This is a genomic window from Symplocastrum torsivum, from assembly GCF_059505465.1.
The window spans coordinates 367,329-380,361 of sequence record NZ_JCACKQ010000045.1; the positions used below are offsets into that span (position 1 = coordinate 367,329).

Below are 13,033 nucleotides of genomic sequence, written 5' to 3' on the forward strand. Positions count from 1 at the left end.
TTGGATTTTGCGACTCTCAACCTTAAGTATTAGCCAAAATTCTTGGTTCCATAAGAAATTACCCCTCCGGGTACTGATAGGTTTTACAGGTAATAGTACAGAGTATTAGATATAGCAGCTCCATATAAAAAGCATTAGAAATTTATAGAGCTGCTTAGCCCCTACTTAGCTTTTTCTTATTTAAGATAAGGAAGCAAAAGTTATTTCTTTTCATTCAATCAGTATTTACTAGGAATGTCTTTGTGATGGTCAAGGGCAGATTTGGCATATTCTTTAACTAGTAACTCTAGCAAAGACACACCATTTTTTGCCAGCGAAACCCTGCCAGAAACTATCTTATTGAGCAACTACTTGATCCAAAAAGAGGATGAATTGATGAGTATGATTTGGAAAAACAATCAGTCTAACGCTTTTCCTAACGTAGCCACAGCTTCTGGAGTGAGCTTACAGTCCCTTCAACGCAATGCATTACCCAAGTTCTCATTGAATTTAGTGCGATCGCTACGTCAATGGCTTGACAAAATCGAGGTTCATGACCCTGAATTTGCTCGATTTCTCTCTAATCTAATACCATCCCAGTGTCCATTTGAGCGCGACATTATATTCCTGGGTCGTAAGCTAGGGCATATTCCCCCTCTATGCAAGCTGAACCCGTTTTATGAGCAACTTGTCGCCTTACGGTTTCGTGCTATTTGTTTCCTTGCTGATCAATGTGGCGAGGATATTCAGCCTTACTGCTCTTAATTCTTCTAATATTCGACTCAGCAACTAAGAAATCTCAATTGTTAGGTGTCTCGGAGAATTTCATCAAAGCTTCATCCGTACTTTCAGGTTTCTTGTTTGTAGCTTTACCAAATTGCTTGTTAACCTTCCTATCGTTGTAAGTAGAAACGACTCAAGACAACTCAGCAGCAACGTGATACCTAAGCGCTGCTACTTCAACAAACTAATTCCTTGGTGTAGAGGTGTAGACAATGCTCAAAACCAACACTCAAAGTCCTATGCTTCCCAGTTCAGCCGTAGCTCATCAAAATCCTAGCTCAGCAAAGAAGCATCTACTACCCAAGAATCATCCTGATTTACTACAACCTGTGCGTCAATGGCTTGATGCAATAGAAGTCAACGATAGACAGCTAGCTCGATTTCTCTCAAAAGTGATTCCAGCTCAATGTCCATTTGAGCGTGATATTAAATTATTTGGCTACTTAGTGGTACACATTCCACCGCTATGTAAGCTTAATCCTCTTTACGATCAGTTTGTTGGTCTGCGTTTTCGTGCTCTTTGTTATTTAGTTGATCAGTGTGGTGAGGATATCCAATCCTACGCTTAGAAGCCTTAGAAAATCTATTCCTCACTAATGTTAAGCCAAGACCTAATGGCTGATATGACTTTGTACATTCAGGCAAACTAAGATTCAGGAGAGAATACGAGTCAAACATACCTCTCCTGAAGTTCTTGCTATCTAGTGCAGCATGGCGGAAATAACTATGCAGTTAAAAAAGGTTGAAAACCTTACTTTACAAGTTTTCTTCCTTCTGCCCTCTTGCACTAGTGACTGATTCAACAGATTTGAAAGAAACAATTCTGATGCTCTCAAGTGACTGCGAGTAAGCAACCGAATACAGATAGATTAGTGGCTGATAATTTACCAGACGCTTTTCATGCTTTAATAAATTGCTATCTCTCCCATAGCCAACAAAGGCGCTGTCAACCGATGTAGCTTATGGGGCTTGTAAGCCTAAGTCAGTTCTCTGTCTTACGCATTACTAACGCCGCCTAACCTAAAACATCACCTACTGAACCGACTCAGGAAGCCAACTCGGAAACAGGACTGACTTTAACCCCATCCCAGGTCTAAACTCCAAGACCCTAAAGCACCAGAATCACCAGCAGAGTAATCGTTGATTAGGAGCCGCCAGGTACCTGTTGCGGGCAGACCACGAAAGGCTGAGAAAGACTGGAGGGAAGCATACTTGCCACTGGGGATGACAACATTCTCCGATGCTGCTGTCTCAAAGTTGTTGATAAAGTGGTCGTTGAAGCTATAGTTGCCATTTAAATCGCTGCTATAACCACTGGAAGAGAAGTGGGGTTGACCAGGGCGTCGGAACAACTCAACGACAGTCTCCGATTCAACATGACGTAAGCGCACAACGACATCACCCACCCAGGTGTGGACAAGGTTTTTCAGCGTGACAGTCACGTCTGTAATCTCGAAGTTTTCCGTAACAATAATGTCATCCTGAAAGCTACCGCTGCCATCGGGAATATCACCACCATTGCCAACGAAGGTTGAGGCGTGAGCTTGGGTAGTGGTAGGAATCTCAAGTTCGATGGTGGCGGTTGATGTATTCGGGATGATCTGAGACATAAGCTATTCGCTCCAAAAACGAAAGGTTGACAATGGTAGTGAACTTCAGGGGCGATAATCCTGACGGGATAGTGTGCAATGCGAAATTAATTTGTTAAGAAAATTTGCGGTTTCTTGCCATAGTCTTAAGAGATGCAGCCAAAAGTTTTAATTAATTTCGCAATCCTACAAAATTTTCACTTAACTAATAATTACACCCCTTTAGAAATATATCTAGTCCCTAAACGTGCCTTTACTAAAAAAAAATATTTAATTATCGTATTACTCTGTACTTAATTCTCTGAAGTCCTTATCCCTAAGGCTTTAAAGCCGATTTAGTATTAAAATTTAAATGATTTTATATGAACTTCTAGTAAAGATAACCTTGAGTAATATTTGAATTATTTAAAATACAAACTACCTGAAATAGTAAATATTTCAGGTTAATAGCTTTCTCTCACTTTTAAATAATTGCTAATAAAAAAGCAGAAATAAAATGACAGAAAACTGATTTATGTTTTTTTACTTTCAGTCCACATCCTGCCTAGTTAGTGGTTCATCTCCAAAATGAGTAGTCCCTAAGAACCCAACGCAAATTGGTGACGGAAACTTTTGGGTTACAAGCCGATTAAGGCAGAATATGGGCAGGAGCAAGAGAACTGCTATCACCAGCCCACTGCTTTTATGGGGTAAACCTCATGCCGTCATACAGCGTATGACGTGTATTACATACTAGGTATAGTATTGCAATCAGTTGTTGTTTTTTCTTAAGATTTATTGCGCTATACCCGAAGCATTTTGTAATGTAATATCGAATCTGAGTTAGCTACTCCCTTTTTCGGCAACCTATAAAACTATGTAGAGACGTTCCGGCAGGTCGGCGTTCGCGTTAGCGTAGCGGTGCGTCAGCACTAGCGAGGCGCTAGCCTAGCCGTACCCGTTCCCCGTTGGCGCAGCCTTCTCCAAAGGAGTAGGGGTTGCCGAAGGTTAGGGTACGTCTCTACGACTAGAACCCAAAAAGGGCTATAGAATCAGATTTGGTATAACCAGTAAAAAAGCACCCATATAGGGTGCCCTCATACAACAAACATCTCCAGAAATTAAACTAAGCCCAAGTGGGAAAAGGACTTCCGCTCAATTTTTGGAGATGTCTAGTCAAAGTTGAGATTGTACCTAATCGTTCCCTAATGAGGCAACGATTAATCAGCTGTTGCGAGTTCCGTACTGCCGCGACTGCGACGACGTGTCACAGTGTTGAAGAGCATCTGACCGATCGCTTTGATCAGGTTGCCTTCTAGTTCCTGAAATAGCTTCATATTCATGCCGAACGTCGCATTCGCTTCGTCTACAATCTGATCCGCTGTTACTTCATCAATCGGTAGCCCATCCAAGACTTCGCGGTAGTTGCGCTTGAACGCCTTCTCGTCAGGAATGTCGTTGAATTCATAGAAAGCAGTTCCCTGCCCTTCTGATAAATTCATCCCTTGTTGGGCAATCTTTTTAAGAATTTGTCCACCTGATAAATCACCGATGTAGCGTGTGTAGGAATGGGCAATCAACAGTTCTGGTTTTGAAGCCGATATTTCTCGAATGCGCTGCACGTAAGATTTAGTCGCTGCCGAAGGAGTCAGTTGCTCACGCCAGTTAGAACCGTAGTAGTAGTACAAGTCCTGCTCCAGGGACTTTTTCCGGTTTAACTCTTGGAAGTAGATTTTTGAGACAATAGGATGTGAATGGTGGCGTTCCATCTCTTCTTCCATTGCCGAGTAGACGAAGTAGAGGTTCGATACCAGCTTCCGGTATGAGGTTTTCTCAACAACACCTTTTAAAAAGCATTTGATAAACCCAACATTCTCTGCCATCGTGTGAGCTTTTTTGGTGCCCTCACGCAACTTGGTGGCTAAATTGCTACTCATGTATGAAGTTTCCTATCCCTTAAAGTTGATGGCTAGTGTATTGTTGCTTACAAAAGGGCGAAATACTGCCCAAAATGTTAGGTTAAACTGATTTGATGAGAAATGCCGTTAAGAATTTTTACGAAAAGGCACTCTCTAGGGAGTGCCTTTGTTGCTAAACAGCAATTTTAGAAGAAGCTTGGTTGATGGCGGATTAGGTTGAGGTATTCCTCACGAGTTTTTTGGTCGTCCTGAAAAACACCAACCATCGCACTGGTTACTGTCCAGGAACCGGGTTTTTGCACACCCCGCATTGCCATGCACATGTGAATACCTTCCATCACGACAGCAACGCCTTTGGGTTCCAAGATCGTTTGAATGGATTCGGCAATCTGGCGGGTTAAGCGTTCCTGTACTTGCAGCCGTCGTGCATACATTTCGACAACACGAGCAAGCTTACTTAGTCCTACAACTTTTTCGTTAGGGATATAGGCGACGTGAGCCTTGCCCATGAAGGGTAGCATGTGGTGTTCACACAGGCTAAAGAAATTGATATCCCGGACAAGAACCATTTCATTATGACCTTCATCAAAGATCGCCCCATTCACCAAGTCTTCCAGGGACTGATTGTAGCCACTTGTCAGGAATCGCATTGCCTCTGCCACTCGCTTGGGAGTCTTGAGAAGTCCCTCCCGTTCTGGATCTTCACCTACGCCCAAAAGTAGTGTCCGCACTGCGCCCATCATTTCCTCGTGCAGTTCTTCTGAGGGAGGTTGTATGTTGGGTTCCCGACCATTCTGGGTGTTGCGATCGGGTCGTGTCTCGACGCGAGTGGTTGCACTTGTACTATCGGGCGTGGAAGTAGAGTCAGAACTGTTAGAGCCGTTAGAAGAAGCAATACTCATAATTAGCGTGATTAAAGTTTGTTACAAGGATGAGTGTGAATTTTGTTGTTCGTTGTTGGTTGTTCACAACGAACTAGCCAGAGAATTACTCTCTTTAGAGACTCCCAGCACTTGGCATCAAAGTCAGTGACTCGATGACGGCTTGCTCTGGCAACAGAGCGGTGTGAAGAATTGATTGAGCAACAATTTCTGGGGTCAACATCGCTGAGCGATTTAAGTCAACTTGAACCGTGTCTGTATCCCATAGTGAAGTATTAACGGCACCAGGGGAGATGGTAACAACACGAATACCGCGATCGCGTTCTTCTGCTGCTAAGGTTTTGGATAAAGCAATCAACCCAGCTTTGCTGACATTGTAGGCGCCCCAGGCTGGAAAGGGTTGCAGACCAGCGATTGAGGCAACGTTGATGATCATTCCTCGCTGTTGCTCACGCATCATTGGTAAAACACCCAAAATGCACTGAAAGACACTCGTGAGGTTGAGGTTCATTACGTGCTGCCAGTCCGATAGAGGTGTCTGGTCTAGGGCGTTGGTATAACCAATACCAGCATTGTTGACCAGAATATCAATCGGAGCGAAATCTGTTGCGATCGCACTAATTCCTGATTGAACCTGCTCAACTTTCGCAAGATCCAAGGCATAAGCCTTAGCTTTCACCCCAGCTTCCCGTGCCTCTGTAGCCACTGCCTCTAACTTGTCTTGGGAACGACTGACTAAAGCAACATCAATCCCTGCCTTAGCAAATGCCAATGCTGTCGCTTTGCCAATACCACTACTAGCCCCAGTAATCAGAGCACGTCGTTCAATTGGAGAAGTCATGAAATTTTTCAGTACTCTCTAACTAGATGCTTTCATAGAACTCTGTATAATTACTTAGCGCTCCTTGAGGAGCTGCTCACATTTGCCTACTAAGACCCTTTTAGTCTGTCCTTTGAACAAGTAGGCAGCAATCTGTGGACAAAATTGAACACAATAAAATTTCTCCAGGCTTTGTAGGTGCTTGAAACATGAGATCTTCCTTAATCTGGTAGGTCAAGCGCCAAATGCACCACAAGGCTTTGATTTAGCTGAAATTAGGTGACAAATTGACTATCTCCCTCAAATGGGAAGATGTAAAAATTTGTTACCTATGAAATTATATCACTTTGGAGAGTTGACAGTTGAAAAGCCACTGAGTGACAGCAAGGTTATAGGAAAACCTATGGCTACTGTGACTTTAAGCTTCAGCTATAAAATACGCAGGATGTTACTAACATCTGCTTGTCACTTTAAGTAGAAGGTTCGAGGAACACGCCAATTCTGCGAAACTTTTGATAACGTAGCTCCCGACGCTGTTGAGCTGTTAGTTGAGTTAGGCTTTCCAGATTTTGCAACAGTGCCTCTTTCAGGATAGATGCTGTTCCTAGAGGGTCAGAGTGGGCACCTCCTACAGGTTCTGGCAACAGTTGGTCAAGAATTCCCAAGTCTTTGAGGTCTTCAGCCGTAATTTTTAATGCCGCTGCTGCCTGTGGCGCTTTAGCGGCATCTCTCCAAAGGATTGCCGCACAAGCTTCCGGTGTCGCCACGGTGTAAACGGAGTGTTCAAACATTAATAACCGATCGCCAACCCCAATCCCCAAAGCCCCACCGGAACCGCCTTCACCAATTACTGTACAGATAATCGGCACATCCAGCCGAAACATCTCTCGGAGATTGTAAGCGATCGCTTCTCCCTGACCCAATTCTTCTGCTTTGACACCCGCCCAAGCTCCCGGCGTGTCAATAAACGTCAAAATCGGCATACCAAAGCGGTTGGCATGTTCCATCAGCCGCATCGCCTTACGGTACCCACCGGGAGCAGCTTGTCCAAAGTTCCGAGCAATATTGTCCTTGGTATCCCGTCCTTTTTGGTGACCTAAGATGACCACAGGACGCCCCCCCACACGCCCAACACCACCAACTAATGCCGGGTCATCACTCCCACCGCGATCGCCATGCAGCTCCATCCATTCATCACTAATCGCCTGAATATAATCCAGCGTACTCGGACGCTTGGGGTGACGTGCTAGCTGTAGCCGTTGCCCTGGTGATAAACCGCTGAAAATCTCCTGACGCAATTGCACCGCACGCTCCTCCAGTTGGCGGATTTTGTCAGAGACATCGACGTTATTTTCCTCAGCAAGTTCACGAATCTGGTTAATTCGTGTCTCTAATTCAGAAAGCGGCTTTTCAAAGTCGAGCAGAAAGGTTCTGTGTTCTGTGGTCATTTGTCAGTTGCCAGTTGTTAATTGTCAGTTGTCAGTTGTCAGTTGTCGTTAACCCTAGACAAAGGACAACCGACAAAACCCTAGTAGCTTAGTAGCGGTCTAAACCCATGTTTGACTGACACCTGTCCGATTAGATCCATCTTTTCTACCGTAATCTGGTTCCGTCCCCAAGAAAAGTTGGTGTACCACTTTTCAAACTCCAGCAGCATCGATTCAGCAAAACAGGCAAATAGCTGACGCCCTGGTACATCCATATTGACAATTTGCATGATTCGCCAGTCAATATCCAGGGAATGCTCCACAATGCCACCGTTGAGGACGTAAATCCCTGGATGCTGAATTTTCGCCGCCATGTTTTTGGGGTAGCCACCATCGATCAACAGACAGGGTTGCTTCAACGTCGAGAAGTCGATTTCAACTCCTTTGGGCATACTGGCAACCCAGACGACAATATCTGCCTGTGGCAGTGCTTCTTCCAAACCCATAATTTTGCCGCGCCCCAGTTCATCTTGCAAGGCTTGTAATCGCTCTTGGTTCCGAGCAATTAGCAGGAGTTCCGCGACATCCGTTCGGGCATCCAGCCAGCGGCACACGGCACTACCGATATCGCCAGTCGCGCCACATACGGCGACGGTTGCCTTAGAGAGTTCAATCCCCAGTTTTTGGGAGGCTTGTTCTACCTGGCGGCAAAGAATGTAAGCCGTGTGGGTGTTGCCCGTAGTAAATTGCTCAAACTGTAGCTTGATGTTGCGAACCTGCTTGCTCTCCTGCAAGTTGAATTCTTCAAAAATAATTGAGGAGAAGCCTCCTAATGCTGTAATGTTGATACCATTCTTTTGAGCATGAGCCATCGCATTCAGGATTTTACGCATTGCCGCTTTGATTCGGCGATTAGCGAGCATCTCTGGAAGAAAGCAAGATTCGACATACCGACCTTCAATTTTCTGACCGGTAAGGCTTGTGACCTTAATTGTGTCAACGATTTGGGGCGGCGCACTGCACCAAAAGTCCAGACCTTGATCGGCATACTCTGGGTAGCCTAGCTCTTTAGCGACGGCTTGGGCGTGTTCCAAACTGGTAAGGTGACCGATGAGACCAAACATGAATTGCTCGCTTTTTAGACCTGTAATCAGGCGGAAATGGGGTTAAGGGGAAGAAATAGCCAGGGACTCTACAAAATATTACAAAAAATTGCCGCTGACAAGAGCGGCAAGCCGAAAAAGAGTATAGGTAATCTCTTGTCAATTTTAGATAAATTATGAGTCAAAGAAGACTTAGGCTCCGAGATATCACTACCCCCTTCTAGGGGAGTGACAAGCGCATGGCTTTATGCTAGGCGGCGGTTAAACCATAGGCAGACATCCGCATGATGTCACGGGTAGTAAAGCCAATGTTGCTCAGGGCTTCGCCGTAGGCAATCATGAAGTCTTCAACGAGTGCTTCTTTTTCCATTGCCAGGATACGAGCATCGTCTTCAACTTGGTTGAGCATCCGCCAAACAATCGGCAGGTTCTCGCGATTGGCAGCTTCAAGTTCGGCTTTGGACTCTTCAAAATGGTCTTTGAGCCAAACTTCACCAAAGTTGAGGTGCATATACTCGTCTTTAACGACGCCTTCCGTGATTTTCTTAGCGAAGGCGTCAGCGACGGGGATATAGATATTGTAGGCTGCGATCGCAAAACACTCAATAATGAGTGATTGAATCAGCAAGCAAGTAACCACATTGCCAGTTGCGGCTGCCTTCTGGAAGTTTCCGTGCAAATCACCAAAGTACTTGTGAGCAAATTCCATATCTGGCGTTACGCCCAGGTTCCGCCCACAGGCTTGAAAGCCCTTCATGTGGCGGTTTTCCATTTTTGAGAGGCGAATGAGTTCCTCTTTTTGGTCTGCTAGAAGTTCAGCTAGTTGAATGTAGTTGTCGTGAGCCTCTTGTTCACCCTCAATTACAATCGCGTTGATGCGGCTGTAGGCGACTTTATAAATTTCACTTTGGAAATCAAGCTCAGAACTGACTTCAAGCTGCTGCATAAGTTGATTGTTTCCTGTTTGCATGAGTTAGGCTGCGAAAAAATTGCTTGACCCGGTAGCTTGGGAGCAGGGGTCAAAAACGTTAATTTGGACATAACCAGCCATGTTATACGTTGCTGGTCATTATTCAATGGTGCCTGAAAATATTTCATCTGTATATTAAAAGCATAAAGTCAAATCCGTATAAATGCCTAAATCAACTAAAAAAAAACAGGGATTGCCTCTTTGGACGTTGCTGATTATGGTTTTACTCGTAACGGGTGCAGTGGTGGTACTACTGCCCTTAGTTATAGTGTTCCTTACCTCCTTGGCCCCTGCCACAGCAACAGGTGGAACCGTTTTACCCAAGACTATAACGTGGGAGAACTATCAGGAGGCTTGGCAACGGGGCAAATTTCTTTTGGCGTTCGCTAACTCAACCTTGGTAGCACTGGTAGTCACAGGATGTCAGATTATCACCTCGGCATTGGCAGGTTATGCACTCGCCAGACTCAAATTTCGAGGGCGTCAAGCATTGTTGCTGATTGTTCTCACAACTTTAGTGATTCCCTTTCAGATCTTAGTCGTGCCGATTTTTCTGATACTGAAGTGGGGACACTTAGTCAATACCTATGGTGCTTTGATTTTGCCAACGGCAGCAAATGGTTTTGGCATTTTTCTGCTACGACAGTATTTCCTTACGGTACCAGTGGAGTTGGAAGAGGCGGCGGCACTGGATGGGGCAAACCGCTTGCAAATCCTCTTGCGTGTAATGCTGCCGTTGTCTCGGCCTGCTTTGGTAACGCTGTTCCTATTTACATTTATTGCCGAGTGGAATGATTTATTTAAACCACTGGTTTTTACGACAAAACCGGAGTTGAGGACAGTACAACTGGCTTTGGCAGAATTTCAGGAGCAGTTTACAAACAATTGGTCTTTACTGATGGCTGCTGTGGTGATAGCGACAGTGCCTGTGGTGGTAGTGTTTCTTTTCGGTCAGCGGCAGTTTGTTCAAGGAATTGCAGCAACGGGAATTAAGAATTAATTTTGACCACAAGCGATCGCTATGCCTTACTCAATGTAGGATAAAAATCTTTATCCCTCTTACTCACCTCTGACCTATTTTAAAGACAGGATAAAGTTTAGTAGACATCAGGAACGATTTAGCAGGGTTCCCGACTTTATGTTGATATAGGGAATCATTTGTTACTCATTCAGAAAACATCCAGACAATCCCAATTCCAGATTGCATCCCTTTCACAGAGGGCTGCCTCCATTGGACAAGTGACGAATTACCCCACAGTTGTTTTTACTGAATTTTGGTCAACAACGAATTCTGAACCCTAACTCAGAATGTCATATAGGTTGACAAGAATGCACGATTATGGATTAGAAAACTTAGTCCCTTAGATTAACTTTTACTTTCTACTGTGCTTTAAGGCTTGATAGCAAAGTAACAGCATCAGGGAAAGATAATTTACAACCTTACCCGACTTAGTAGCGAGGCGACATGAGCAATGGAAAGACCCCAGCACAGCATAACAGACCTTTTAAACTGTCGATTATTACGCAGTTTTATCCTCCTGACTATGCTGCGACAGGGCAGTTAATTGAAGAACTAGCTATTCAATTGGGACAGCTTGGTCTTCCAGTTCAAGTCTTTACAGGACAGCCCAGTTATGCTTTCCAAAAAAAGTCAGCGCCAGCGATTGAGCATTCAGGTCAGGTTGTGGTTAAGCGATCGCGTGCGACTCGAATTTGGTCGAAGCGAATTCGTGGCAAAGCTCTAAACGGGCTGTTGTTTTGTGTGCGATCGGGACTTTATTTACTAAAAACTGGCAGTCGTGGAGACGTTTTACTAGTCACAAGCGCTCCCCCTTTCCTTCCAGTCCTAGGCTACTTGGTCAATAAGGTTTTTGGACTTCCCTACGTTTGCCTTCTCTACGATTTGTATCCTGATGTCGCTGTTGAGCTAAACGTCATTTCTCGTCACCATTGGTTAGTTCGACTTTGGGATGCTCTAAACTGCCGTATTTGGCAGCAGGCGCAACAAGTCATCGTTCTTAGCCCTTCCATGAAAGACCGGGTGGTCGCCAAATGTCCGGAAATTACCGATAAAATTACCGTCATTCATAACTGGGCTGACCCGAATTGGATCGTACCCATAGCTAAACACCAAAACTGGTTTGCAAAAGCCTTCAATCTGGTTGACAGCTTTACTGTCCTGTATTCAGGCAACATGGGTCATTGCCATGATGTAGAGACAATTCTGGAAGCGGTCAAACTCTTACAACAAGAACCAGTTCAGTTTGTCTTTATTGGGAATGGTGCGAAAAATCAATTGTTCCAGGCGCAAGTTCAGCAACTGGGCTTACGAAATTGTCAATTCTTGCCTTACCAAAACAAACAGAACTTACCCTATTCATTGACCGCATGTGATTTGTCTTTAGTTAGCGTTAGTCCTGGTATGGAAGGACTGGTTGCCCCTAGTAAGCTTTATGCCGCTTTGGCAGCAGCGCGTCCTGTTGCTGTCATCTGTGAACAACACTCCTACCTTCGTGCGATTGTAGCTGAAGCCCAGTGCGGTGACGGTTTCTGCAATGGTGATGCAGCAGGGCTTGCAGCTTTTATTCTACGTTTGGCAGCAGATACGCAACTAGTACAGCAAATGGGTTTGGCGGGACGTCGCTATCTCCAGGACAACTTCACTCCTGACTTAATTGCTAAGCAGTATTCCGATCTTTTACGTGACGCTGTTGTAAACGACCTTGACCCCTCTTGTTCTGGAAATGTTGGACAAGTCAAGCGTGAATCTTTTCCAATTCGCAAAGAAACCTGATATCCAGTGCGGTGAGATACTTCATTTTTAAGTAGTCCCTTTTTGAGCGTTGTTCGTTGCAACTGAACTACTGGCTACTGACAACTTACCTAGCCTATAAACAAAGCGATTAACTGGATCGAATTGGACAAAAGTTCCGCTAATATAACGGTAAAAACTTTCGTTCAATGAGAATTTTCCGTGGCAAGCGCAACGGATATAAATTTTATAGCTTGGTTAGCTGTACCCTGATTGTGCTGCTTTTAGGCGTTATTCCGATGCGATTGGCGATCGCATATTATCAAGTACCCTACCCCCAAGTCATCTTTACCCTTGGTGGTGGTATGGAACGAGAACAATTTACCGCTCAATTTGCCAAAGCTCATCCCTCACTAGACATCTGGGTTTCTTCCGGGTACCCTCCCAAAAAGGCGCTTCCTATCTTCCGTGCTGCGGGTATCCCAGACGCACGAGTCAATTTTGACAATCGTGCGCTCGATACAGTGACTAACTTTACTTCCCTCGTCGCTGACTTCAAGCGTCGGAAGATTCAACACCTTTACTTAATCACCTCAGACTTTCATATGCCGAGGGCAAAAGCGATCGCTACTCTCGTTCTGGGTAGCTGGGGTATTGCGTTTACGCCAGTTTCCATTCCCTCACGCCAACCTGTTGAATCCTGGATTCGCATCTTACGTGATGTCGGTCGCACACTACTATGGATGATTACAGGTCGTACAGGTACTAGATTTCACCCCAACCGCTAGTCGATTGGGGATTAGGGCTTATAGCAAGTGAGGCTTGTATCTC

General features: G+C 44.9%; 12 protein-coding genes. 5 read left to right on the forward strand and 7 right to left on the reverse strand.

Annotated elements, in window-relative coordinates; all coding sequences use genetic code 11:
* The first annotated feature begins 375 nt into the window (after positions 1-375).
* Both AC5JL3_RS15445 and AC5JL3_RS15450 read left to right on the forward strand, forming a co-directional pair.
* Positions 376-744 (forward strand): Mo-dependent nitrogenase C-terminal domain-containing protein, encoded by a 369-nt coding sequence (locus AC5JL3_RS15445; RefSeq protein ID WP_496075310.1) that lies wholly within the window; start codon positions 376-378, stop codon positions 742-744.
* 230 nt (positions 745-974) lie between these two features.
* Positions 975-1,331 carry a Mo-dependent nitrogenase C-terminal domain-containing protein gene (locus AC5JL3_RS15450; RefSeq protein ID WP_496075311.1) on the forward strand — a complete coding sequence of 119 codons (357 nt, stop codon included), beginning with the start codon at positions 975-977 and terminating at the stop codon, positions 1,329-1,331.
* 507 nt (positions 1,332-1,838) lie between these two features.
* Here AC5JL3_RS15450 and AC5JL3_RS15455 read toward each other — a convergent pair.
* The 7 genes from AC5JL3_RS15455 to AC5JL3_RS15485 all read right to left on the reverse strand — a co-directional run bounded on the left by AC5JL3_RS15455 (position 1,839) and on the right by AC5JL3_RS15485 (position 9,426).
* Entirely contained in the window at positions 1,839-2,372 is a 534-nt protein-coding gene (locus tag AC5JL3_RS15455) for a proprotein convertase P-domain-containing protein (protein WP_496075312.1), read from the reverse strand.
* A gap of 1,178 nt (positions 2,373-3,550) precedes the next feature.
* The gene (locus AC5JL3_RS15460) at positions 3,551-4,267 is read right to left on the reverse strand and encodes a biliverdin-producing heme oxygenase (protein WP_496075313.1); all 717 of its coding nucleotides are present in this window, start codon (positions 4,265-4,267) and stop codon (positions 3,551-3,553) included.
* A gap of 167 nt (positions 4,268-4,434) precedes the next feature.
* Positions 4,435-5,151, reverse strand: coding sequence for a GTP cyclohydrolase I FolE (folE, locus tag AC5JL3_RS15465; protein WP_496075314.1), 717 nt, complete (start codon positions 5,149-5,151; stop codon positions 4,435-4,437).
* A 94-nt stretch (positions 5,152-5,245) separates the two neighbouring features.
* Positions 5,246-5,971 carry an SDR family oxidoreductase gene (locus tag AC5JL3_RS15470; protein WP_192221027.1) on the reverse strand — a complete coding sequence of 242 codons (726 nt, stop codon included), beginning with the start codon at positions 5,969-5,971 and terminating at the stop codon, positions 5,246-5,248.
* Between the two features lie 449 nt (positions 5,972-6,420).
* Positions 6,421-7,398, reverse strand: coding sequence for an acetyl-CoA carboxylase carboxyl transferase subunit alpha (gene accA, locus AC5JL3_RS15475; RefSeq protein WP_192221028.1), 978 nt, complete (start codon positions 7,396-7,398; stop codon positions 6,421-6,423).
* A gap of 80 nt (positions 7,399-7,478) precedes the next feature.
* Entirely contained in the window at positions 7,479-8,501 is a 1,023-nt protein-coding gene (locus AC5JL3_RS15480; protein WP_192221029.1) for a long-chain acyl-[acyl-carrier-protein] reductase, read from the reverse strand.
* A gap of 229 nt (positions 8,502-8,730) precedes the next feature.
* Positions 8,731-9,426: an aldehyde oxygenase (deformylating) gene (locus AC5JL3_RS15485; RefSeq protein ID WP_496075315.1), complete on the reverse strand. Its 696-nt coding sequence runs from the start codon at positions 9,424-9,426 to the stop codon at positions 8,731-8,733.
* Between the two features lie 187 nt (positions 9,427-9,613).
* Between AC5JL3_RS15485 and AC5JL3_RS15490 the strand changes: the two genes are divergently transcribed.
* The 3 genes from AC5JL3_RS15490 (at position 9,614) to AC5JL3_RS15500 (ending at position 12,990) form a co-directional block, all read left to right on the forward strand.
* Positions 9,614-10,450, forward strand: a complete 837-nt coding sequence (locus AC5JL3_RS15490; protein WP_496075316.1) for a carbohydrate ABC transporter permease — start codon at positions 9,614-9,616, stop codon at positions 10,448-10,450.
* A 465-nt stretch (positions 10,451-10,915) separates the two neighbouring features.
* Positions 10,916-12,244, forward strand: a complete 1,329-nt coding sequence (locus AC5JL3_RS15495; RefSeq protein ID WP_496075317.1) for a glycosyltransferase family 4 protein — start codon at positions 10,916-10,918, stop codon at positions 12,242-12,244.
* Between the two features lie 167 nt (positions 12,245-12,411).
* Positions 12,412-12,990, forward strand: a complete 579-nt coding sequence (locus tag AC5JL3_RS15500; RefSeq protein ID WP_496075318.1) for a YdcF family protein — start codon at positions 12,412-12,414, stop codon at positions 12,988-12,990.
* Positions 12,991-13,033 lie beyond the last annotated feature (43 nt).

Excerpts from the sequence above, each read along its gene's own strand:
- AC5JL3_RS15445 (WP_496075310.1), top strand. The coding sequence starts at position 376 with ATGAGTATGATTTGGAAAAACAATCAGTCTAACGCTTTTCCTAACGTA.
- AC5JL3_RS15450 (WP_496075311.1), top strand. The coding sequence starts at position 975 with ATGCTCAAAACCAACACTCAAAGTCCTATGCTTCCCAGTTCAGCCGTA.
- AC5JL3_RS15455 (WP_496075312.1), bottom strand. The coding sequence starts at position 2,372 with ATGTCTCAGATCATCCCGAATACATCAACCGCCACCATCGAACTTGAG.
- AC5JL3_RS15460 (WP_496075313.1), bottom strand. The coding sequence starts at position 4,267 with ATGAGTAGCAATTTAGCCACCAAGTTGCGTGAGGGCACCAAAAAAGCT.
- folE (WP_496075314.1), bottom strand. The coding sequence starts at position 5,151 with ATGAGTATTGCTTCTTCTAACGGCTCTAACAGTTCTGACTCTACTTCC.
- AC5JL3_RS15470 (WP_192221027.1), bottom strand. The coding sequence starts at position 5,971 with ATGACTTCTCCAATTGAACGACGTGCTCTGATTACTGGGGCTAGTAGT.
- accA (WP_192221028.1), bottom strand. The coding sequence starts at position 7,398 with ATGACCACAGAACACAGAACCTTTCTGCTCGACTTTGAAAAGCCGCTT.
- AC5JL3_RS15480 (WP_192221029.1), bottom strand. The coding sequence starts at position 8,501 with ATGTTTGGTCTCATCGGTCACCTTACCAGTTTGGAACACGCCCAAGCC.
- AC5JL3_RS15485 (WP_496075315.1), bottom strand. The coding sequence starts at position 9,426 with ATGCAGCAGCTTGAAGTCAGTTCTGAGCTTGATTTCCAAAGTGAAATT.
- AC5JL3_RS15490 (WP_496075316.1), top strand. The coding sequence starts at position 9,614 with ATGCCTAAATCAACTAAAAAAAAACAGGGATTGCCTCTTTGGACGTTG.
- AC5JL3_RS15495 (WP_496075317.1), top strand. The coding sequence starts at position 10,916 with ATGAGCAATGGAAAGACCCCAGCACAGCATAACAGACCTTTTAAACTG.
- AC5JL3_RS15500 (WP_496075318.1), top strand. The coding sequence starts at position 12,412 with ATGAGAATTTTCCGTGGCAAGCGCAACGGATATAAATTTTATAGCTTG.